Raw genomic sequence first — 21,075 nt, forward strand, 5'->3', positions numbered from 1 at the left:
GTAGATGACCGCGGTATTCGATCTCGACGACATCGACAAGGCCATCATCCGCGAACTCCAGATCGACGGGCGCCTGCCCCACGCTCAGCTCGCGCCGCTAGTCGGGCTGTCGCAGGCCGCCACCCGCCAGCGGGTCAACCGGCTGATCGAGCGGGGAGTCATCCAGGTGGTGGCGGTGACCGACCCGGTGGCGCTGGGATTGGGCTATCAAGCCCTGGTGGGGGTCTCGGTGACGGGAGACGCCCGGTGCGTGGCTGACGCCATCGCCGAGATCAGCGAGGCCGAGTACGTGATCATCGTGGCCGGGCGGTTCGACATCATCGCCGAAATCGTGTGCTCCGACAGCGATGCCTTTATGTCGGTGGTGAACGACCGCATCCGGGCCATTCCCGGCGTGGTCACCCTGGAGACGCTGAACTATCTGCGCCTGGTCAAGCAGACCTACAGCTGGGGCACCGGCTGATGAGCGACCGGGGGGATCATCACGTGAGCGAGCAGGTCGCCGCGGTGAAGCTCACCGCCATCACCAAGCGCTTCGGCTCGGTGGTGGCGGTGGACAACGTGGACCTGGAGATCGCCGACGGCGAGTTCTTCGCCCTGCTTGGGCCCTCGGGGTGCGGCAAGACCACCACACTGCGCATGGTCGCCGGGCTGGAGTTCCCCACCGAGGGCAGCCTCAAGATCTTCGGCGACGAGGCCGGCACGCTGCCGCCCAACAGGCGCCCGGTGAACACCGTCTTCCAGGACTACGCCCTGTTCCCCCACATGACGGTGGAGGCCAACGTGGCATTCGGGCTCAAGATGCAGCGGGTGGCCAAGCAGGAGATCGCCGGCCGAGTCCAAGAGGCCATCAGCCTGGTGCGTCTCGAAGGCTTGGAGCAGCGCCGGTCCCAGCAGCTTTCGGGAGGTCAGCGCCAGCGGGTGGCGCTGGCCCGGGCGCTGGTCAACCGGCCCAAGGTGCTGCTGCTCGACGAGCCGCTGGGGGCCCTCGATCTCAAGCTCCGCCAAGAGATGCAGGGCGAGCTAAAGGCGCTCCAGCGCGAGGTGGGCATCACCTTCGTGTTCGTCACCCACGACCAAGAAGAGGCCCTGACCATGGCCGACCGGATCGGGGTGATGAACGAGGGCGAGCTCCTCCAGGTGGGCACTCCCGCGGAGATCTACGAGCACCCGGTGAACCGTTTCGTGGCCAACTTCATCGGCCAAACCAACCTGCTCGATGCCTCGGTGGTGTCGAACGACACGGTGTGCCTGGCCAATGGGGTGCACATCCCCGGCAAGTCGGACCTCCCCGTCGGCACCCGGGTGGCGGTGTGCCTGCGACCGGAGCGGGCCGGAATGCACCCGCCCGAAGAGGTGCCCGCCGAACAGCAATCGGTGGTCGGCCGCCTGGAGAGCGTGACCTATTTGGGCAACGCCCTGGTGTACACGGTGGTGTTGGACTGGGCCCGGCTGGAGGTCCGCCGAGAGAACCAGCCCGGCGGCTACCAGCCCCACGTCGGCGAAGAAGTCGCGGTGTCGTGGACGCTTGACGCCATCTCGGTGGTGCGGGCATGACCATGGTCGCCGACCGGCCCGAGGGGCTCGAGGAAGCGGCCGTCGCCACTCCCGAGTTCGAGAAGGCCGCTGAGCGGGCCGCGTCTCGGCGGGGTTTTCTGCTGTCGCTCCCGGCCTACGCCTATCTGGTGCTCTTCTTCGCCGTCCCGCTGGGGATCGTGATGATCTACTCGTTCGCCACCCGGAACCGGTTCGGCGGTACCGACCTGTCGGGCTGGAACCTCGACGCCTACCACAAGCTGGGCGAGCCCATCGTTCGAGACATCCTGTTCCGATCGCTGTGGCTGGCCATCCTCACCACGCTGATCTGCTTGGTGGTGGCCTACCCGTTCGCCTACTTCATCGCCACCCGCACCCCCCTGGTCCGCAACCTGATGCTGGTGTTCGTGATGATCCCGTTCTGGACCAACTTCTTGGTGCGCAACTACGCCTGGCGGGTGCTTTTGGGCAACGACGGGCTGTTCACCAACATCTCCGAGGCCCTCGGCCTGGGAGAGCGGGAGCTGCTGTTCACCACCTCGGCGGTGGTGATCGGGCTGGTCTACGGGTTCTTGCCGTTCATGGTGCTGCCCCTCTATGCGTCGATCGAGCGCATCGATCTCAGCCTGGTGGAGGCCAGCCGCGATCTGTATGCGTCGGGCTTCCAGACGTTTCGGCGGGTCCTGCTCCCGCTGTCGATGCCCGGGGTGATCGCGGGGTCGATCCTGGTGTTCGTACCCAGCCTGGGCGCCTACGTGACCCCCGAGATCCTGGGTGGGGCCAAGACCACGCTGCTCGGCTCCTACATCGTCACCCAGTTCCTTACGGCGAGGAATTGGCCCGTGGGGGCGTCGCTGTCGTTCGTGCTGATGGCGGTGATGCTGGTGGCCACCCTGGTGTACTTCCGAACCGGGGGCAGGAACCTGTGAGCAGCACGGTCCAGCCCCGGGGCACCACCAAGATCGCGCTAACGGCCCATTCCTGGCTGGTCTACCTGTTCTTCTTCGCCCCCATCTTCGTGCTGATCGTGTTCTCGTTCAGCGACGACCGCAACGTGGGCCGGTGGGGCGGCTTCACGCTGGAGTGGTACCAGGACTTCGTCGAGCACAGCCAGCTCCAGAACGCAGTGTGGGTGTCGGTGCGGGTGGCCCTGCTCTCCACCGTCATCTCGGTGGTGCTGGGCACGCTGAGCGCTTTGGCCCTGGAACGCTTCAAGTTCCGGGGCCGCAAGGTGTTCGACGCCCTGCTCTATCTCCCGATCATCATCCCCGACGTGACTATGGCGGTGATGATGCTGCTGTTCTTCGCCGAGTTCTTCGACATCCTCGAGTCGGTGTTCGGCTGGGACGCCCAGAAGGGCCTCGGCTCCATCACCATCAGCCACATCGCCTTCAACATCAGCTTCGTGTCGGTGGTGGTGCGGGCCCGACTGGCGGGCATGAGCGAGGTGCTGGAGGAGGCCGCCTTGGACCTCTACGCCACTCGGTGGAAGACGTTCCGCCATGTGACCCTTCCCCAGATCGTGCCCGGCGTGGCGGGCGGGGCCCTGCTGGCCCTCACGCTGTCGCTCGACGATGTGGTCATCACCCAGTTCGCCGCCGGTCCGGGCGCCACCACCCTCCCGGTGTTCGTGTTCGGCCTCATCCGCCGGGGGGTCACCCCGCTGATCAACGCCACCTCGGTGCTCATGCTCGCCGCTTCGGTCATCCTCGTCGCCCTGTCGCTGGCCTTCCAGCAGTTCAGCGGCCGCGGCGGGCGCCCGTCGCTGCGCGCCGCCCGCCAAGCCGTGTCCGCTCCATCCACAACCAACACCCAAATCAAAGAGGGGATAAACCAATGAGAAATAAGAAACTGTTCTGGCTGCTATCTGTGCTGCTGGCCTTCGCGCTGACAGCCGCAGCGTGCGGCAATGACGACGATGACGGAGGTGAGATCGCCGACTGCGAGGTGAACGAGACCGACGGCAACCTCAACATCTTCAACTGGGCCGAGTACATCGACGAGGAGCAGCTCGCCGCGTTCTCAGATGAGTACGACGTGAGCGTCACCATGGACGTCTACGACTCCAACGAGGCCATGCAGCCCATCGTGGCCGCCGGCAACTCGGGCTACGACCTGATCGTGCCGTCGGACTACATGGTGGCCATCCTCATCGCCGGCGGGACCGTCCAGCCGTTGAACAAAGACGCCATCCCCAACATCGCCAACATCTCGAGCGATTTCCGGAACCTGATCTACGACCCGGCGGGCGACTACTCGGTTCCCTACCAGTGGGGCACCACCGGCATCGCGGTGGACACCGAAGCGGTGGGCACCGACTTCCCCCGGAGCTGGGGTCTGATCTTCGATCCGGCCATCGCCGATGAGCACAGCGGCTCGATCTCGCTGCTCAACGATCCCCGGGAGACCATCGGCGCAGCCCTCAAGTATCTGGGCTACTCGCTGAACTCCACCGACGAGGGCCAGCTGGAGGAGGCCACCGATCTGGTGGCCAGCGCCCGAGGCCGCCTGGCGGCGTTCAACACCGACTCGGCCGATGAGTTCCTCACCACCGGCGAGACGGTGATCGCCCACGGCTACTCCGGCGACATGTTCACCCAGTTCCTGGAGACCGACGACCCGTCGCGCTACGTGTACTTCGTGCCCGACGAGGGCGGCACCCGTTGGATTGACAACATGGCGATTCCGTTCGACGCCGGCAGCCCGTGTACGGCCCACACGTTCATCAACTGGCTGCTCACCGCCGAACAGGGCGCTGCTCTGTCGAACTGGAACTACTACTCCACTCCCAATGCAGCGGCGTTCGGCGGGCTCGACGAAGACCTCCAGGACTTCCTCAGCACACCTGGGGTGGCCCCGGTGGAGATCTTGGAGGAGATCCAGGACACCGGCGACTTCGAGGTGAAGTTCTCCGACGCCTTCATTGAGGCCAAGGGCTGATCGCCCCAGGCCACTAGGCGTACTGGAGTCCTAAGGTGGCAGACATGCCTCAACCCCTCGGGGGCAATCAGATGCCCCGTTTCGCGGGCATCGCCACCTTCATGCGGCTTCCCGGCCGGTCGGCGGCGGCCGATCTTGACGTCGCCGTCGTGGGCGTGCCGATAGACATCGGCACGTCCAACCGGCCGGGGGCTCGCTTTGGTCCGAGGGGAATCCGCGACGAGTCGGTGCTGGTCCGGCCCTACAACATGGCCACGAGGGCGGCGCCGTTCGACAGCCTGCGCATCGACGACATCGGCGACGTGGCCACCAACCCCTACAACCTGGCCGACGCGGTGACCCGCATCGAGGCCTTCTACGACGAACTCCTCCAGCACGATGTGATCACGGTGTCGATGGGGGGCGACCACACCATGGCCCTGCCCATCATGCGGGCCATGCGCAAAAGGCACGGACCGCTGGGGCTGATCCACGTGGACGCCCACACCGACATCAACGACCACATGTTCGGCGAGGCCATCGCCCACGGCACACCGTTTCGCCGAGCAGTGGAAGAGGATCTGCTCGACACCCACCGGGTAGCCCAGATCGGGGTGCGCGGCACCGGCTATGCCGCCGACGACTTCGACTGGTCACGCGAGCAGGGATTCCGAGTTGTGCAGGTGGAAGAGTGCTGGAACCGCTCGCTGGAGCCGCTCATGGCCGAAGTGCGAGACAAGGTGGGAGGCGGCCCCGTCTATGTCAGCTTCGACATCGACGCCCTCGACCCAGCCTTCGCCCCCGGCACCGGCACCCCCGAGATCGGCGGCCTCACCGCCCCCCAAGCCCTGGAGATCATCCGAGGCTGCCGGGGCCTCACCCTGGTCGGCTGCGAACTAGTAGAAGTGGCCCCCATCTACGACCCCACCGGCGCCACCCCCCTAACCGCCGCCAACCTCCTGTTCGAAATGCTCTGCGTCCTCCCGGGAGTGCAGTACTCGGACTGATTGGGGACCCCTACGGGGTATCGGCCAGGGGGGCGGTGAAAGTGGTGGTTTCGGTGCCGTTGACGAACACCCGGTAGGTCTGGCCGGGGGTGAGGGCATCGCCGAAGCGGATTACCTCTTCGACCACGACCCTTTCTGCGTCGCAATCGATGGCCCATGGGGTGGGTGGCGGGACGGTGAGGGTGATGGTGGCGTAGATGTTCGAGCCGATGATCTCAAACGACTGGCTGCCCCGGCGGACGCAGTTCTCGACGGTGGACTGGTAGTGGTCCACCAGAATTATGACCTCGGGGTGGTACTCCACCACTTCGGCCCCGATCACCTCAACCTCTTCTTCCACATATTGGCGGGAGTTCTCCTCGTTCCACTCGCCGGTGGGGTCGGGCGGCGGCTGCACGATCACCAGCACCATGTCGACCCGGGTGGGATTGCCCCGGGTGATCACGTCGTAGGCGGTGTCGTTGATGAAAGCCAGCCGGCCGTCGGACTCGGTGATCCTGGCCTGGATGGAATAGGTGTTGCGGGGGTCGATGTCGTCTTCGTTGTAGTACACCTCGAATGCGACGGGGACCTGGCCCGGATTGGCGATGACCTGCTCGGCGATCAGCTCAGAGGCCACATCCATGAGAGAAGTGTCCCGGAGCTGCACGGTGACGACGGCACCGGGACTCAGCGCGATCCGCTCTCGGTAGGTGACTGTGCCCGTTACCGAGGCGTTGGCGTCGGGATCGACTGTCGGGGGGACGATGGCGGTTGCCGTAGTCTGCTCAGAGGTTTGGGAGGTGGTGCTGGTGGCTGTGGCATCCGGCCCTGAACCCACCACGGTTACCGGCTCCTCGTCGGCGCCGCCACCGCATCCGGTGACAAACAACAGGGCAATCACCGCGCCAAGGGTGGCGATCAGTCGGGTCATGCGCTTGGCCTTCATAGGTGAATCTCGCTGTTGGGAAGTCTACGGTTGGGTCGACGCCTCTTGGTTCGACCTCAATAGATGAGACGAGGCAGCCGCCTACTCAGGTTCCCGCCTTAGCGCGACTGGGGGTGGAGACGATCATGTTGTGGCCAATTGGACACGGCCGGTCTGTTGCGCCCACGCCCGGAGCTTTGCGTCCTTGGTAAGGAGTTCGTGCTGGTGGAGGATTGCTGTGGCGACAATGAGCTGGTCGGCGGGGTCTTGGTGGAATCCCTCGTCCACCAGGCTGATGGCGTCCACCCAGAGTGATCCGGTGACGGGTATCTCGCTCAGGCCCTGCCTCAGGACACCGGCACGCAATTCCTTGATGCCTGGGAGGGGTGGCAGATTTCCTCGTGGCTTTCTGCGCTTGACCTCCAGTTCCCAGAAGGTGGCGGCGGAGACGGCTGCCTCACCTCGGCTGATGGCTCGATCAATGCCATCAAGGATGGTCTGCGGCAGCTTGGCGGTGTCGCCGGTCACGGCCCACACCAAGACATGAGTGTCCAGCAAGATCATGCAGTTCCTTCGGTGCAGGTGGGGGCGTCAGCCCCAGTCGTCGGCCATGCCGGTCACTGCCTCCGGGTCTATGACCGTTTCGCTAGGGTCGTCCCAGAAACCGGCGAACTCCGGAAAAGAGCCGCAAATGCCCGTGCCTTCGCCATGTGCCGGAACAAGACGGGACACGGGTGTGCCTCGTTTGGTGATGACAATCGGAATGCCGGTTTCGTTGACCTCATCCATGAGCTTCAGGCACTTGGCCTTGAACTCTCCGGCGGAAATAGTTCTTGGCTGCTGAGTCTCTATTGCCACGAACAGACCCTACCACCAGATGACCATGTTTGTGACCATGAATCTGTGGCCTTATCCGGTTTCAGGGCGGCGGGGTAGGAAGGGGCTGGTTCGCTGGATGTATTCGGCGTAGCCGGGGCGGGTCTTGTTCAGGCGGTGTTCGACCATGGGGACCCCGGACACTTTGACCAGGATCCAGGTGATCATCGCCGGGGCGATCAGGCCCACGATCCCGATCGGCGTGGAAGCGGCCACCAAACCGATGCCCCACCAGGCGCAGGCGTCGCCGAAGTAGTTGGGGTGGCGGCTGTAGCGCCACAGGCCTCGATCCATCAGCTTCCCCGCATTGGCCGGATCGGCCTTGAACCGGGTGAGCTGCCAATCGCCGACGGCTTCGAAGGCGAAGCCGATCAGGAATACCACTGCACCGATCACCCACAGTGCCCTCCATCCCCGGTCGGCGTCGCTGATGCCGATCATGAGCGGAAGCGACATCACCCACATGGCCGCGGCTTGCAAGCCGAACACCCGCACCAGGCTGGTGAGCCAGAAGCGGTCTCCGGCTCTTCGGCGCATGGACTGGTAGCGGAAGTCCTCTTCTGCGCCGATGTTGCGAAACGCCAGGTGTATAGCCAGGCGAAGCCCCCAAGTGGTGGCCATGGCCACCAACAGGGCAGCCCGAACGCCGTGTCCGTCGGTGACCGCCAAGCTCACCCAGGCCACCACCACGAAGCCGAAGCCCCACAAGATGTCGACGATGCCGGCGTCTCGAATCGCCACGCTGATAACCCACACCGCCAGCATCATCCCGGCGATCACCACCGCAGCCACCCAGAAGACCATCTGCGATCAGCGTACCGTTGTGGGTTGTGGACTCCACCGACCGTCATGTGCTGTTGACCTTCACCAACCCGGTGATCGGTCGGGAGGCCCGGTATCACCAGTGGCACGAAGTCCATCTCCACGAGGTGGTGTCATGCGATGGGGTGGTCAGCGGGCAGCGCTACCGCATGAGCCCCGACGCCGACGTACTGACGCCCCAGTGGATGCGCACCCACGCCGACCGCGCCGACCTGCCAATGCCGTTCGAGTTCATGGCCGTGTATGAGATCGAAGGCGATCTGGCCGCGGCCATCGAGGCAATTTCGACCAAGGACGACTACTCCATTCGCCCCGGCGACAGCCTCGACCGCGACGCCGTGGCCAGCTGGGCCTTCACCCAGACCGGTGCCCAGATCGGCTCGGCCAGCCCCGGTGAGGTTGACCATCTCGGAATCTCGCTGGCCAATCCCACCAAGGGCAACCTTGAGTGGTTTGAGCACTGGTACACCATCCACTACCGGGAAGTAATGGCGACCCCTGGCTTCCTAACCGGCCGGCGCTACTGGGCCGCGGCCAACACCCTCACTCCCCAGTGGGCCATCGACCACGGCGAGATCGGGACCAACGGGATGCCGTTTCAGCACCTCGTTGTGTACGAAGTGGGCTCACCCTACGCCGAAGCCAAACCAGCACTAGAGGATCAGCGGAAGAACTTCACCGTCTTCCCCGACGGCGCCATGGACTACGACGAGATCATCGCCTGGCGCTACACCCCATTCGGCGACCGGGCGGAGTGACCCAGGAACCCGATCTAACCGAGCCAAATGATATAATATTTAGTCGCCAATTATGGTTCAGTCCGATGCATGACCCCGATAGCACAGTGGAACTCGTGGTGCGCCACCTCCGGGAGGGCATTATCGACGGCACATATCAGCCAGAGTCGAAGCTTCAACCGAAGGTGATCGCTGAGAGGTGCGGCACAAGCTTCATTCCAGTGCGTGAGGCGCTTCGAATTCTTGAGTCCGAGGGATTCGTCACTGTTTTCCACAACCGCGGCGCGTGGGTGTCTTCAATGTCGGTAGAAGACCTCGACGACTTGTACAACATCCGAACAGAACTCGAATGTGAAGCAGTGAGGCAAGCATCGGGGTGCAACGAGAAGAAAATCGACATGCTCTTGAGCAATCTCGGTGAAGCCCAAGAGCGCTATGCCAAGGGCGACCACGCGGCGGTTATCACCCTGAACCGCGAGTTTCACTTTGCGATCTATGAGATGGCTGGGTCTCCTCGACGGCTCAAGCTGATTGACCAACTCTGGCTGCATTCCGCCCGCTATCAGCGGCTGTCGCTCCACCACCGACATGATGCAGCGGGTGATGAGCACAGGCTGATAGTGGATTCCCTTAGCAATGGTGACCATTCCGCGGCCGCAGAAGCCTTGCGGAGCCATCTTGCTTCTACGGTTGAATTCATCAGAGGCGCGGTTGAGGCGGCCAGCTTCGTAGACCGCGAGGACCGCAGCGGGGTGGCGGCAGCCTCATAGCGTTGCCGCGGGGGAACGCGGCCACATGCCTAACCAGGGGTTGCCAAGTGATCGGCGATCCGGAATGCGTTGGCGAGCACTGTTAGGCCGGGGTTGAGGCCGGCGTTGGTGGGGTGCAGGGAAGCGTCGGCGACATAGACGTTGTCCGTTCCGTGGACGCGTCCGAACCGGTCGGTGGCGCTTTCGGCCGGGTCGTCGCCCATGCGGCAGGTTCCGGCACCGTGCTCGCCGGAGGACGCAGACCGGGCGAAGTACTGGCGCATAATCGCGCCGAGATCCACGATGCCGGTGCATCCCATTGCCTCCAGCCAGTCGGAGCACCGGCTCGACAGGTATTCGTGCATTGGCTCGTCGGCGGGGTGCGCCCCTCCTGAGAATCGCACCACGGGAACGCCGTGGTTGTCCCGAACTGCGGGGTCCAGGGTTACCCGGGCGGTTTGGCTGGGAATCTGTTGGCCGCAGCCCATCATCGTCACCACCCGGGGAAAGTCGTTTCGCATGAAGTCGCTGTGCTCGGGGCCGAAGGCTGGGACGCCCGACAACCCCGGGAAGGCGGTGGCGGCCGATATCGGCAAGTTCTGGTTGCTGTCGTGGATCACGCCGCCGCCGATAACACCCGGGTTGTGGTGGTTGAAGTCCAGCGTCGACCGGGAGTGCCCCGGCCCTGCCCAGGGATCGAATCCGTCGGGATGCATGCCGTACACAATCGCGTAGGAGTGGCCCTGGAGGTGGCGGCCGACGTGGTCGTTGCCCACTCCCGACCACAGCAGCAGCCGGGGCGTCTCCGCGGCACCGGCGCTTACAACGACGCGTGCGGCGTTGATCGTGCGGGTCGAGCCCTCGGCGGCGATAACCACTCCAGTCGCGCGGCTGCCCTGAGTGGTGAGCCGGAGAGCGCGCGCTCTGGGCAGGAGGTCGATCGTGTTCGACGGTCGCGCCATGGCGCGCCGAAGCACTGTGTTGTGGCTGCCGGCCTTGGCATCCACCGGGCAGGAGTGCCCGCAGCACTGCGAGCATCTCACACAGGCCAGGCGTCCGTGGCGAGCTCGGGTATTTATGGCGAACGACAAAGGACCACTGCGCCACCCGAGCTCGTCGGCTGCGCTTTTGAGGGCGTGGGAGCGCGGGTCTTTGGGAAACGGCGGCATCGGGAAGTCGCTGGCCTGGGGCCGATAGTGCCGAAGAAAGGCCGCGTCGCCGCACACCCCGATCTGGTGCTCGGCGACCTCGTACCACGGTTCCATGTCGTCGTAGCCAATCGGCCAGTCGACAAGGGTCGACCCTTCGGGCACTCCGTAGACACTCGCCATTCGGAAGTCCTCAGGCAAGAAACGCCAGGCCTGGCCCTGCCAGAGACGGGTGCCGCCCCCCACCGTCATGGCGTTCAGGCCCCAGCCCAGATTGTCGGCATACAGCGTTGTTTCCTGGCCGTCTATGTCGACTTGCACCCGGGGCTCGTCGGCCGGGTTCTCGGGGCCGGCCGTGGGTGCATACACAGCAGCCCGTTTTCCTCGGAGGTGATCATTTCGCAGCTCGTCGCCCCGATGCTGACGGGACCGCTCCACGAGCAGCACCCGCTCTCCGGCATCGGCCAGCACCCCGGCCACGACGCCACCACCAGTGCCCGCCCCGATCACGATGGTGTCGTAGTGCTCCGCGGCCGCACCCAGAGAGATTGCGGGCAGCGGATCGGGCTCGACGGGAACCACGCCGTCGGGCAAGGGCGAGTACCCGACTGTCCGCCAGCCCGGCGGGTTGGCGAGGTGGGGTGCGCCGTAGAAGCCCTCATGGGCGACGCGGATCAACGAGAAGCGAAGCTCATCGGCCAGCTCGCCAACAGACCCCGATGCGTCCGGGTCGAGGTCGAGCGCAGCGCGCACCGGCGCCTGAGCCCAGGTGAGGAGACCATCCCACTCAGTGTCGAGAAAGGCCTCCACACCGTCCAGCCAGCCCCCCCGGTGATCGACCTCGGGCGGGACGATCTCCTCGACCCATAGTTGGAGCGTCGCCCGGTCAGCCGCGGTCAGCGGAGCACTCTGAGAAGCCGCTCCTTCTTTCCCGAGACCCATGCTCACAGGCTCGGACCGTACAGTGCCACGCGGTACCGAACTGCCGCCATGGCCGGGCACTCCTCGCAGGCTTTTTGGCGCGAGCCGCCCGAATCGAGGGTGGTCATGCCGTCAGGTCCTCGGAGATTTTCCAGAGCTTGGCGGCTGCGCCGTCGTCGCATGCCTTCTTGCTGGGGGACGCGATCTTGGACTTTGCGAAATACTGCCCGCTAACCAGGGTCAGCTCTGGGCTCGTCGCGGCCCACACCGTGGTCTGCGCCCCCTTCTCAGGGGTCGTGAAGAACGTTCCGATGACAGTCCAGAAGACTTCGCTGAATCGCGTGGCCTCGGTATCGCGGCCCAGGCGGGTGCGAACCGCGCCCGGGTGGAGGCAATTCACCGTAACCTTGGCCGGGTCGAGGCGCTTGGCCAACTCCCTGGTGAACAGCATGTTCGCAAGCTTCGATTCGGCGTAGGCCTGTCGGCCCCGTCGGCCTCCGTAGCGGCCATTCGTTGCGCTGAGGTCGTCGAAATCGATTCCCCTCACCCACTTGTGGGCGTCGGAGGCCACGTTCAGAATCCGGGCCGGGGCTGACGCTTGGATCAGCGGTAGCAGCGAGCAGACGAGTTGGAAATGGCCGAGATGATTGACGCCGAACGTGAGTTCGTGGCCATCGACGGTGCTCCGTCTTTCTCGGAGCATCACTGCGGCATTGTTGACGAGGACGTGCAGGGCCGGATGGTCGGCGGCGAAATCGGATGCGAAGTCTCGAACCGCGCCGAGGTCGTCAAGATTGAGCTGACGCTGCTCGATTGACGGGTTGCCGGTTGCCGCCGTGACCTCGTCGATGACGGTTTGGCCGAGAGCGGCATCGCGTGCTGTGAACACGACGTGAGCGCCCCGGGCCGCAAGGGCCTCAACGGTGGCGCGCCCGATGCCGGTCGTGCCGCCAGTAATGAGAACGACTTTGTCGGCTATGTCCCAGGCCAGGGCGCCTGGTGCATCCGACGCCCCCGGGTGAGCCTCGGCCGGCGACATCGCTATTCCTCGGAGCTGACCGCTTCCACGGTCACAGATGTTTGCTCGCAGTCGTCGGCTTGGGCGGTAATGACGATCTGGCCCGGTCCCGTTGGCCGGATGATGGCAAGCGCTCTCCCGTCAAAGGTGCTGCGCTGATCTCCGGTAAACGACTCCTGCGAGGTCGGATCGGCGCTGCCAACACCCTGAAGCATGCCGGGACCGTCGACGGTCACCGAGACTTGCCGGTCAACTCCAGTGAAAACGGTGCCGGCGCTGTCGGCCAGTTCGATTTCGACGTACGCCAGGTCGGTGTCGTCGGCCCTGATCGCCGGGCGATCGGCGCACAGCCGGAGATGAACATCCCCGCTCGGCGACCACAGTGCGCTGCGGGCGACTTCGGTGCCATCGGCATAGCTGATAGCGACCAGCTCACCGGGCGAGAATTCGGCGTCGAACTTGGCCGTGAACCCGTTTGACCAACCACAAGGCTGCCGGCCCAGCGACTCGCCGTTGACCAGCAGTTCAACTTCGTCGGCAGCCGAGTACACCTCGACGGTCACCGTCTGGCCTTCGAACCCCGGCCAGTGCCAGCTGGGCAGCACGTCGTTGAACGACCATGAGCCCTGGTAGGCGATGGTGGCGTCGCGCTTGTCGGCCCGCAAAACGGCGATAAAGGGTTCGGAGCGGAGCCCGAAGACGATCTCGCGGAAGTAGGAGGCCGGTCGCCGGTGGCCGGTGATGTCGATGTCTCCGGCGTGGGCGAGCACCCAGGGGTACGGGCCGGTGATGCCGAGCGGGTCGCCAAAGTCGTCGTCGCCGGTCGCGTACTGCACCCTTCCGACGCCGGACTCCCCCAGATAGTCCCATCCGGTCCAGCAGAAGTCACCGATCAGGTGGGGAAGCCGCTCCACCGTGGCCCAGTTCGTCGCGGTTCCGTCGTGGGAGGTCTCGGATCCGACGATAACTCGGTGCGGGTACTTCTCCCCGTCGAGCTCGTAGCGGGATTCGGTGTAGTTGTACCCCGCCACGTCAAGAACGGCCAGCGACTCCTCGAGGACGTTCCCCACGTGTTCTGAAGTCAGGACTGGCTCGAGCATTTCCCGCCACGAGGAGATCAGGTCGTTCACGCTGCCGTCCTGGGCTGCCTCTTGTTGTGGGTTGGTCACCATGTCCTTGAGAATGTCCGCGAGCCTGGGGATGGCCAGCATGGGTTGGGTGCAATTCACCACATAGCGCGTGGGGTCCATCGACCGCACTACCTCTGCCATCTCCCGAGAGCGGATCGATCCGGCCGGGCTGCCGACATCGGGGATCTCGTTGCCGATGCTGTACATGACGACGCTGGGATGGTTGCGGTCCTTGCGGACCATCGATTCGAGGTCGGTGCGCCACCAGTCGGGGAAGTGCAGCGCGTAGTCGTAGCTCGACTTTGCCCACGTCCAGCTGTCGAAGGCCTCGTCCATCACCAGCATGCCGATTCGATCGCAGGCGTCGAGCATGGCTCGGCTCATCGGCTGATGAGCACTGCGAATGGCGTTGAACCCCGCCTGCTTGAGCAGCTCGACTCGGCGCTCGTCGGCCCGGTCGATGGTGGCAGCCCCAAGGGGCCCGTTGTCGTGGTGAACACACGCGCCGCGGAGATTGACCGTGTTGCCGTTCAGTCTCAGCCCATGGGTGGAGTCGAGTGAGAGCGTCCGAATGCCGAAGCGGACTGTGGCATCAGGGTCGGCTTCCTCTTCGGTCTCGAGGGAGAGGCGTGTCCGGCACTCGTAGAGATTGGGGGCATCGAGATCCCACCGTTGGGGGTCAGTGATCAGGATCCGCTGGCGGCACTTTCCAGTCTCTCCGGGCCGAAGCGAGACCGGCGCAGAACTGGCAGCTGCCACCTGGCCATCGGGGCCGATGATCTCATGGCTCACTCGGGGCGTCTGAAGGCTGTGCGTTGCGTTCCGCACCTCCGTCTCCACAGTGGCCATCACCGTGTCGGCTTCGAACTCCGAGATGGCGACCGACACGCCGTCGAAAGGGATGTCGACCAGGTCGGCCACGTGGAGCCATACGTGCCGGTAGATCCCCGCACCCGAGTACCACCGGGAGTCGTCATGGGAGCGGGCTTCGACGCGGATGCTGTTCTCGGCGCCGTAATTCAAAAAGGGATCGAGCTCCGCGGCGAACTCGGAGTAGCCGTACGGACGGCCCGTCACGAAGTCGCCGTTCACGAACACCGTGGCGCTGCGGTAAACGCCCTCGAAGAACGCCGAGACCCTCTTGTCCCTCCACTCTTCGGGCGCCTCGAACGTCTTCTCGTATTGCCAGGTGCCACCCGGAAAGTAACCAGTCGACGGTGAACCGTTGGGATCGCGCTCAAGGGAGATGACGGGATCATGGGGGAGCCGAACCTCCGCCGCGTCAGGGCTCTTGCCCGCGAAAGTCCATCGTGTGCTGGCCGTCCAGTCGTGGTTCCAACGTGTCAACATCTCACTTCAGCAGCTTTATATTATATTATCGAGCGTAGGTCAAGTGGTTCGCACCGCCTAGCGGGTTGGAGCTGCTGGGGAGAGTGCTCGCTCTAGCCATCGAACGGCACCCCAGGTTGGCCTCGGCAATCGGGGCTGACTTCGAAGAGCGCTCCTGAGAGGGGCTGATCGGCGAGCTCCGCGTCGCTGAGTTCAACAGAGGCTGAGGTGATGAAGAGTCGGTCGAGATCCGGTCCCCCGAACGCGCAACTGGTGGGCTTGGACACGGGAAGCGAGATCTGCTGCATCAGCCCGCCCTCAGGGTCGAACCGATGAACGGCCCATCCTGTCCAGAGCGCTACCCATATGCAGCCCTCGGCGTCGACGGTCAGCCCATCTGGGTAACCGGCCCTTTGGGAAAAGTCGATCAGGGGCCTGCGGTTCTCGCATCGTCCTCGCTGTGGGTCGTAGTCGAATACGTCCAAGCGTTGTGTCGGGGTGTCGATGTAGTACATGCGGGTTCCGTCAGGGCTCCAGCCGAGCCCGTTGGAAATGCCCACCCCGTCAACCACGGTGGAAACGCCAAGGTCATGGTCCACTCGGTACAGAGCCGAGCTTGCGCCACCCTGCGTCATGGTGCCGGTGTAGAGACGTCCGAGGGGATCGCACTTCGCGTCGTTCATGCGAGAATGTGCATCGCTTTCCTCGATGAGCAGTCGGGTCTCGTGGCGGCCGTCTGCGCCGTGGAACCCGACTCCGTCGGGATAGCCGGCGACGAACCCGCCGCCGCGTCGCGGGATCACCGAGCTGACCTTCTCGCCAACGTCGATGACTTCGTCGGAGCGATCGCCCACATCGGTGCGATGGATCAGGTGGCCCTCGATATCGACCCACCAGAGCCGTTCACCGTCCCAATGCGGACCCTCCCCGAGAACAGCGCCTGCATCAACTACGACTTCCCACTCTGAACTCATGCAGTTTGCACCCTAGGGCACGTCGGACTCCTGAGCACGGCCCAAATCTGGCCTGATATCTTTACCCGGCTGCCCCGCTTTGGAGGAACAAGAGTGCCGTCACCTGAAGCTGAGACGCCGGTCGAGCTGCGGAGCGATCAGTGGTACGGCGGCCGCAACCGGAACGCCTACCTCCACCGAGCCTGGATGCGCCGCGGCATACCTGACGACGCTCTGCGGGGACGGCCGCAGATCGCCATCGCGAACACGGCGTCGGATCTCACCCCTTGCAATGTGCATCTGGATGAGGTTGCCGATTCTGTCCGGGCCGGGATCCTGGAATCGGGTGGGGTGCCCCTGAACCTTCCGGTGCTGTCGCTGGGCGAGACCCAGGTGAAGCCCACTGCGATGTTGTGGCGAAATCTGGCTGCGATGGCCGCCGAGGAGATGCTGCGAGCCAACCCGATCGACGGCGTGGTCCTCCTCGGAGGCTGCGACAAGACCATCCCCGCGCTGCTCATGGCCGCCGCTTCGGTGGATCTCCCGGCAGTGCTCGTACCTGGAGGGCCGATGCTGTCCGGCACCTTCCGCGGGGAGCCGCTGGGCTGTGGCACCGACACTTGGCGCCTAGCCGAGGAGGTCCGGGCCGGCACGCTCAGCCAGGAGATGTTCGACGCGTCGGAGTCATCCATGATCCGAAGCAAGGGACACTGCAACACCATGGGGACCGCGTCCACGATGGCGCTGGTTGCAGAAGCTCTCGGCATGACCATCCCGGGTGTTGCCGGCACGCCAGCAGCCGACAGCCGGCTGTTGGAGGCGGCGCAGCACAGCGGCCGTGTGGCGGTCGAGTTGGTCAACCAAGACCGGCGGCCGAGCGGCATCCTGACGGAGGGCGCCTTCCACAATGCGCTCGTTGCGCTCGCCGCCATCGGCGGATCGACCAACGCGGTCATCCACCTTCTCGCCATTGCCGGCCGTGTTGGAGTCGACCTCAGCCTCGACGACTTCGATCGAGTCGGCTCAAACGTGCCGGTCCTAGTGGACCTGTTGCCGGCGGGTCGTTTCCTGATGGAGGACTTTCACCGGGCGGGCGGGCTCTTACCCGTTTTGAGAGAGGTGGGCGACGAGCTCCGCCGCGACGCTGCCACCGTGACCGGCCAGCCGCTCGCCGACTATCTCAGCGACGCCCAGAGCTGGGATGCAGAGGTCATTCGCCCGCGACAGAACCCTGTTGCCACCGAGGGTGGGCTCGCCGTGCTCAGGGGCAATCTCGCCCCCGAGGGCGCCATTTGCAAGCCCTCTGCCGCGTCGCCGCATCTTTTGCGACACCGGGGCCGCGCCGTGGTGTTCGACAGCATCGAGGACTTTCATGCCCGCATCGACGACCCAAACCTCGACGTTGACGAAGACTCGGTGCTCGTCCTTCGCGGGTGTGGCCCGAAGGGGTATCCCGGCATGCCGGAAGTGTCCAACATGCCCCTTCCTCAGAAGCTGCTGGAGCGCGGCATACGCGACATGGTGCGCGTGTGCGACGGTCGCATGAGCGGCACCGCCTACGGGACGGTCGTGCTCCATGTGTCACCGGAGGCCGCCGACGGAGGGCCTCTGGGGAAAGTGTGCGATGGCGACATCATCGCCTTGGATGTGCCGGCGAGATCATTGACTCTGGAAGTGTCCAGCGAAGAGCTGGCAGACCGCAGCCCGCCGCCTGCATTCACCAAATCCCTGGCGGCACCAGCACGGGGCTGGAGTCGCCTCTACGTTGATTCTGTCCAGCAGGCCCATCTCGGCGCCGACCTTGACTTCCTAATCGGGGCAAGCGGTTCCGAGGTGAGCCGCGACTCACACTGACAAACAAGGATAGGTGCAGCATGGCACGCAAGGCCCTCATCACCGGCGGATCCAGCGGCATCGGCGCCGCAGCCGCCGCCAAGCTTCGAGGGGACGGACTTGAGGTCATAACCCTTGATCTCTCGGGCTCTCCCGACGTCACCGCCGACGTCGTGGACCGCGAGGAGCTCAGCCAGGTAGCCCAGGAGATCGGGCCGGTCGATGTGGTGGTGAACTCGGCGGGGATCGTCGGCCCCGGCAAACCCCTGCTGGACACCTCGCCCGAGGAATGGCGCCGGGTGTTCGATGTCAACGTCATTGGCGTGGTCAACACCGTGGGAGTGTTCGCCCCCGCCATGTGCGAGGCGGGATGGGGACGAATAGTCAACTTAGCCAGCATGGCGGGCAAAGATGGGAACCCGAACCTCTCGATCTATTCGGCGTCGAAGGCAGCAGTGATCGGGTTGACGAAGTCGTTGGGCAAGGAACTCGCCACGTCAGGCGTCATCGTCAACGCGATCGCGCCAGCGGTCATCGCCACCCCGATGAACGCGGACACCGACCCCGACGTGCTGGCTCACATCACTGGGCTTATTCCCATGCAGCGAGTCGGTCGGCCCGAAGAGGTGGCCGAGCTCATCGCATTTTTGGCTTCAGATGCGGTGTCGTTCTCGACCGGGGCGGTCTACGACATCAGCGGCGGACGGGCCACCTATTGACCGCGCCACCGACCGCTAGGCGAACGTGATCGAGTGACCGCAATCCACCGGAATATCGGCGCCGGTAATCGCCGCTGAATCGTCCGACAGCAAGAAAGCAACGACCGCGGCGACTTCGTCGGGCTGGGCAATCCTCCCCAATGCATGGCGGGAAGCGACAGCTTCGATGTCGACGCCGGTCGCGGCCGCCCCCTCGAGAGCCAATCGGGTGGCGGTCCAGCCGGGCGAGACCGCGTTGACTCGTATCCCCATGGGCCCGTAGTCGAGCGCCAAGCTCCTGGTCAGGCCGAGCAACCCCGCCTTGGCGGCCGCATAGGGGAACATTCCCGGCTGGGTGAGCCGGGCGTGGATCGACGAAATGTTCACAATCGAGCCGCCCTTGCGCTCGATCATCGACGGCAAAACCTCGCGGGCACAGAGCCAGGCCCCTTCCAGGTCAACGGCGAAGGTTGCGGCCCATTCAGCGCGCGTCATCGTGATCGCGGTCCCATACGCATTGACGCCCGCGTTGTTCACCAACCCGTCAAGGGGACCCAGGGCGTCCACCGCCTGTCCGAACGCAGTTTTCACGGACGCTTCGTCGGCAACGTCGCATTCCACTCCGACCGCGGCAGAACCGAGCTGGGCTGCGGTCTCGTTGGCCTCCTCAGCATCGATGTCAAGGATTGCAGCCCTCCAGCCGTCGGCAACGCAGCGCTGCGCGATGGCACGCCCAATCCCGCGGGCTGCACCGGTGATGGCAACGGCGCCCACGGCTATAAAGACTGACCGGGTCTCGCCTGTGGACCTGCCAGGGGCTCCTCCTGCTCGGTCATTCGCCGGGCACGAACTGGATGGGGTCGCCGACCCGCAGCCAGGTTTTCGCTTCGGGTGAGTACTCGTAGCGGTTTATCTGCGAGCCGGCCGAGTGCTTGTCGGGCGAGAGGGTCGCTCCGGGCAAGCCGGGGAGGTCGATCGTTCCGAGGCCCTCGGCCGCGGCCACGAAAGTCTCCGGTGTGATGTTGCCTCCGGCCGCCTCCAAGAGCTTCACCGTGAACGCGAAGGCCGAGCAGTGGCCCGCGGCATGGCCGACTGCCTCGACATCGGCCAGATCGAGCGGCTCGTCTGCGTGTCGCTCCTGGTAGGCGGCTATGCACTGCTGCACGCCAGGATCGGCCCGTAACTCCTCTGTGGTGGGCCGGTGGACCGTCACTGCGAAAGTACGGGCCAGGGTTTCGTCGCTGAGCGCCAGGTCTTCGGCAAGCCCAAAGACGTCGGCCGCCTGACCGCTGGTCAGAGCGATGGGAACATCCCATCCGAGGCGCTCTACCGTTGCGATGACGGCGAACACACCGGTGGCGACGTTGAGGATCAGGTCCACGCCGTCGGCCCTCATGCGCTCGACTACGTTGTCGGTCGCCTGTTGGTCGGCCACCGCGTCGTTGAGGATGGGTCCTGTTGTGTAAATTCCGGCAACACTTATGCCCGCATCCGCGAGCAGCGGTTCCACCGCTAACGCGTACTCCTCTTCATAAGAGGGCCCGTGGAATATGCCGACGGTGAAGCCTTCGAGGTCTCCGGCCCGGATCATCTCGTTAACCGCCGCGACCCGGATGTGGTTTTGGTTCATCTCGGTGGCGAAGAACAGGCCGTTGGACCGGGCCTGACGCTCGGTATTCTCTCCGAAGTGGCCCACATAGGGATGGCCGTGCAGTTCGGTGATGCACAGGGGGGCGTCTTCGATGAGCTGGCCGGTAACCACGAACACCTCCTTGTCCTCCATGAGCTCTGTGCACACCCGCTCGCTTTCGGCCTCTCCAAAGGGAAGGAAAAAACTGACGTGAACGACGACGTTGCGGCCGTTGATACCGCCCCGCTCGTTCAAGTCGTCGGCTAGGGCCTGGTAATAGTCCTCAAACGGGAACGGGCTGATTTCGAGGCCGAACGAAGCGAGCTGTTCAAGATCAATGACGGCCACGCCGATGGCGATCTCGGTCTCTGTCACCCCCTGGTAGCTGGCTGTCAACACCATCGGTGTGGGTGCGGGCGTCGGCTCGGCAGGCTCTTCCGCTGGTTCGTGTGTGGGTTCGTCTGCGGGTTGGTCTGCGGGTTCGCTGGCGGGTTGGTCTGCGGGTTGGTCTGCGGGTTCGTCGACGGCTGCTTCCTCGGTCTCTTCGGCTGGCGCGGCCGTCTGCTCTTCGGCAATCACCGGATCAGCGGCGTCAGCACTGCCGTCATCGTCGTTGCCGCCGCATGCCGCGGCCACGAGAGACAGGGCGATCAGCAGCCACCACCATCTCCTCCTCACGGCCCTAGAACTTCCCTTTGTGGGTGCCATGCTGTTCCTCCGATTCTGTGTGCTGAGCGGTCGGCTACCTGAGCCCCGTACAGCAGTATGGGCCATCGGGCGCGTCCGCATCGTTGAGCGCGGCTCGAAGATAATATAGTATAGCGTAGACCGTCGAATAGGTGCCGCGGTTCTTCAGGTGGTT

General features: G+C 64.6%; 20 protein-coding genes. 10 read left to right on the top strand and 10 right to left on the bottom strand.

The features are described 5' to 3' along the window. Positions 1 to 4 precede the first annotated feature (4 nt). Genes ACOGJC_RS07830 through speB form a run of 6 tightly spaced genes read left to right on the top strand, consistent with a single transcriptional unit; the run spans position 5 to position 5,462 of the window. On the top strand, positions 5 to 463 hold the full coding sequence (locus ACOGJC_RS07830) for an Lrp/AsnC family transcriptional regulator (protein ID WP_419847939.1): 459 nt from the start codon (positions 5 to 7) through the stop codon (positions 461 to 463). After that, positions 463 to 1,557, top strand: a complete 1,095-nt coding sequence (locus ACOGJC_RS07835; protein ID WP_419847940.1) for an ABC transporter ATP-binding protein — start codon at positions 463 to 465, stop codon at positions 1,555 to 1,557. Before ACOGJC_RS07830 ends, ACOGJC_RS07835 begins: the two co-directional genes overlap by 1 nt. After that, on the top strand, positions 1,554 to 2,465 hold the full coding sequence (locus ACOGJC_RS07840) for an ABC transporter permease (RefSeq protein ID WP_419847941.1): 912 nt from the start codon (positions 1,554 to 1,556) through the stop codon (positions 2,463 to 2,465). The genes ACOGJC_RS07835 and ACOGJC_RS07840 overlap by 4 nt, the downstream gene beginning before the upstream one ends. Continuing rightward, on the top strand, positions 2,462 to 3,376 hold the full coding sequence (locus tag ACOGJC_RS07845; protein WP_419847942.1) for an ABC transporter permease: 915 nt from the start codon (positions 2,462 to 2,464) through the stop codon (positions 3,374 to 3,376). The genes ACOGJC_RS07840 and ACOGJC_RS07845 overlap by 4 nt, the downstream gene beginning before the upstream one ends. Next, entirely contained in the window at positions 3,373 to 4,476 is a 1,104-nt protein-coding gene (locus tag ACOGJC_RS07850; protein WP_419847943.1) for a polyamine ABC transporter substrate-binding protein, read from the top strand. The genes ACOGJC_RS07845 and ACOGJC_RS07850 overlap by 4 nt, the downstream gene beginning before the upstream one ends. 44 nt (positions 4,477 to 4,520) lie before the next feature. Continuing rightward, a complete protein-coding gene (speB, locus tag ACOGJC_RS07855; RefSeq protein ID WP_419847944.1) occupies positions 4,521 to 5,462 on the top strand; it encodes an agmatinase in 942 nt (313 codons plus the stop codon). A gap of 10 nt (positions 5,463 to 5,472) precedes the next feature. Here speB and ACOGJC_RS07860 read toward each other — a convergent pair whose 3' ends face one another. From ACOGJC_RS07860 to ACOGJC_RS07875, 4 genes are all read right to left on the bottom strand, one after another. Next, positions 5,473 to 6,390 carry a YbaY family lipoprotein gene (locus ACOGJC_RS07860; protein WP_419847945.1) on the bottom strand — a complete coding sequence of 306 codons (918 nt, stop codon included), beginning with the start codon at positions 6,388 to 6,390 and terminating at the stop codon, positions 5,473 to 5,475. Between the two features lie 123 nt (positions 6,391 to 6,513). Beyond that, positions 6,514 to 6,933, bottom strand: coding sequence for a type II toxin-antitoxin system VapC family toxin (locus ACOGJC_RS07865; protein WP_419847946.1), 420 nt, complete (start codon positions 6,931 to 6,933; stop codon positions 6,514 to 6,516). Positions 6,934 to 6,960: 27 nt separating this feature from the next. After that, a complete protein-coding gene (locus ACOGJC_RS07870) occupies positions 6,961 to 7,227 on the bottom strand; it encodes a type II toxin-antitoxin system Phd/YefM family antitoxin (RefSeq protein WP_419847947.1) in 267 nt (88 codons plus the stop codon). A 51-nt stretch (positions 7,228 to 7,278) separates the two neighbouring features. Beyond that, entirely contained in the window at positions 7,279 to 8,049 is a 771-nt protein-coding gene (locus ACOGJC_RS07875) for a DUF1295 domain-containing protein (protein WP_419847948.1), read from the bottom strand. 26 nt (positions 8,050 to 8,075) lie between these two features. Here ACOGJC_RS07875 and ACOGJC_RS07880 point away from each other — a divergent pair, with 26 nt between their 5' ends. Both ACOGJC_RS07880 and ACOGJC_RS07885 read left to right on the top strand, forming a co-directional pair. Further along, entirely contained in the window at positions 8,076 to 8,825 is a 750-nt protein-coding gene (locus ACOGJC_RS07880) for a hypothetical protein (RefSeq protein ID WP_419847949.1), read from the top strand. 65 nt (positions 8,826 to 8,890) lie between these two features. Next, a complete protein-coding gene (locus ACOGJC_RS07885) occupies positions 8,891 to 9,574 on the top strand; it encodes a GntR family transcriptional regulator (RefSeq protein ID WP_419847950.1) in 684 nt (227 codons plus the stop codon). Between the two features lie 29 nt (positions 9,575 to 9,603). Here the strand turns inward: ACOGJC_RS07885 and ACOGJC_RS07890 are convergent, their stop codons facing one another. The 4 genes from ACOGJC_RS07890 to ACOGJC_RS07905 all read right to left on the bottom strand — a co-directional run bounded on the left by ACOGJC_RS07890 (position 9,604) and on the right by ACOGJC_RS07905 (position 16,073). Beyond that, positions 9,604 to 11,643, bottom strand: coding sequence for a GMC family oxidoreductase (locus ACOGJC_RS07890; RefSeq protein WP_419847951.1), 2,040 nt, complete (start codon positions 11,641 to 11,643; stop codon positions 9,604 to 9,606). Between the two features lie 103 nt (positions 11,644 to 11,746). Beyond that, positions 11,747 to 12,661: an SDR family oxidoreductase gene (locus tag ACOGJC_RS07895; RefSeq protein WP_419847952.1), complete on the bottom strand. Its 915-nt coding sequence runs from the start codon at positions 12,659 to 12,661 to the stop codon at positions 11,747 to 11,749. A gap of 2 nt (positions 12,662 to 12,663) precedes the next feature. After that, positions 12,664 to 15,120, bottom strand: coding sequence for a glycoside hydrolase family 2 TIM barrel-domain containing protein (locus ACOGJC_RS07900; RefSeq protein ID WP_419847953.1), 2,457 nt, complete (start codon positions 15,118 to 15,120; stop codon positions 12,664 to 12,666). A 92-nt stretch (positions 15,121 to 15,212) separates the two neighbouring features. Next, positions 15,213 to 16,073 (bottom strand): SMP-30/gluconolactonase/LRE family protein, encoded by an 861-nt coding sequence (locus tag ACOGJC_RS07905; RefSeq protein WP_419847954.1) that lies wholly within the window; start codon positions 16,071 to 16,073, stop codon positions 15,213 to 15,215. A gap of 93 nt (positions 16,074 to 16,166) precedes the next feature. On the opposite strand from ACOGJC_RS07905, the gene ACOGJC_RS07910 reads away from it, so the two are divergent. Beyond that, positions 16,167 to 17,906: an IlvD/Edd family dehydratase gene (locus ACOGJC_RS07910; RefSeq protein ID WP_419847955.1), complete on the top strand. Its 1,740-nt coding sequence runs from the start codon at positions 16,167 to 16,169 to the stop codon at positions 17,904 to 17,906. Between the two features lie 20 nt (positions 17,907 to 17,926). Further along, on the top strand, positions 17,927 to 18,604 hold the full coding sequence (locus ACOGJC_RS07915; protein ID WP_419847956.1) for an SDR family NAD(P)-dependent oxidoreductase: 678 nt from the start codon (positions 17,927 to 17,929) through the stop codon (positions 18,602 to 18,604). A 15-nt stretch (positions 18,605 to 18,619) separates the two neighbouring features. On the opposite strand, the gene ACOGJC_RS07920 is transcribed toward ACOGJC_RS07915, so the two are convergent. Both ACOGJC_RS07920 and ACOGJC_RS07925 read right to left on the bottom strand, forming a co-directional pair. After that, positions 18,620 to 19,357: an SDR family NAD(P)-dependent oxidoreductase gene (locus tag ACOGJC_RS07920; protein ID WP_419847957.1), complete on the bottom strand. Its 738-nt coding sequence runs from the start codon at positions 19,355 to 19,357 to the stop codon at positions 18,620 to 18,622. Positions 19,358 to 19,415: 58 nt separating this feature from the next. Further along, entirely contained in the window at positions 19,416 to 20,891 is a 1,476-nt protein-coding gene (locus ACOGJC_RS07925) for an ABC transporter substrate-binding protein (RefSeq protein WP_419847958.1), read from the bottom strand. Between the last annotated feature and the right edge of the window lie 184 nt (positions 20,892 to 21,075).

The sequence above is a fragment of the Candidatus Poriferisocius sp. genome (assembly GCF_965204015.1).
Classification (GTDB): Bacteria; Actinomycetota; Acidimicrobiia; order Acidimicrobiales; family Bin134; genus Poriferisocius.

Excerpts from the sequence above, each read along its gene's own strand:
- ACOGJC_RS07830 (WP_419847939.1), top strand. The coding sequence starts at position 5 with ATGACCGCGGTATTCGATCTCGACGACATCGACAAGGCCATCATCCGC.
- ACOGJC_RS07835 (WP_419847940.1), top strand. The coding sequence starts at position 463 with ATGAGCGACCGGGGGGATCATCACGTGAGCGAGCAGGTCGCCGCGGTG.
- ACOGJC_RS07840 (WP_419847941.1), top strand. The coding sequence starts at position 1,554 with ATGACCATGGTCGCCGACCGGCCCGAGGGGCTCGAGGAAGCGGCCGTC.
- ACOGJC_RS07850 (WP_419847943.1), top strand. The coding sequence starts at position 3,373 with ATGAGAAATAAGAAACTGTTCTGGCTGCTATCTGTGCTGCTGGCCTTC.
- speB (WP_419847944.1), top strand. The coding sequence starts at position 4,521 with ATGCCTCAACCCCTCGGGGGCAATCAGATGCCCCGTTTCGCGGGCATC.
- ACOGJC_RS07860 (WP_419847945.1), bottom strand. The coding sequence starts at position 6,390 with ATGAAGGCCAAGCGCATGACCCGACTGATCGCCACCCTTGGCGCGGTG.
- ACOGJC_RS07865 (WP_419847946.1), bottom strand. The coding sequence starts at position 6,933 with ATGATCTTGCTGGACACTCATGTCTTGGTGTGGGCCGTGACCGGCGAC.
- ACOGJC_RS07875 (WP_419847948.1), bottom strand. The coding sequence starts at position 8,049 with ATGGTCTTCTGGGTGGCTGCGGTGGTGATCGCCGGGATGATGCTGGCG.
- ACOGJC_RS07885 (WP_419847950.1), top strand. The coding sequence starts at position 8,891 with ATGCATGACCCCGATAGCACAGTGGAACTCGTGGTGCGCCACCTCCGG.
- ACOGJC_RS07890 (WP_419847951.1), bottom strand. The coding sequence starts at position 11,643 with ATGGGTCTCGGGAAAGAAGGAGCGGCTTCTCAGAGTGCTCCGCTGACC.
- ACOGJC_RS07895 (WP_419847952.1), bottom strand. The coding sequence starts at position 12,661 with ATGTCGCCGGCCGAGGCTCACCCGGGGGCGTCGGATGCACCAGGCGCC.
- ACOGJC_RS07900 (WP_419847953.1), bottom strand. The coding sequence starts at position 15,120 with ATGTTGACACGTTGGAACCACGACTGGACGGCCAGCACACGATGGACT.
- ACOGJC_RS07905 (WP_419847954.1), bottom strand. The coding sequence starts at position 16,073 with ATGAGTTCAGAGTGGGAAGTCGTAGTTGATGCAGGCGCTGTTCTCGGG.
- ACOGJC_RS07915 (WP_419847956.1), top strand. The coding sequence starts at position 17,927 with ATGGCACGCAAGGCCCTCATCACCGGCGGATCCAGCGGCATCGGCGCC.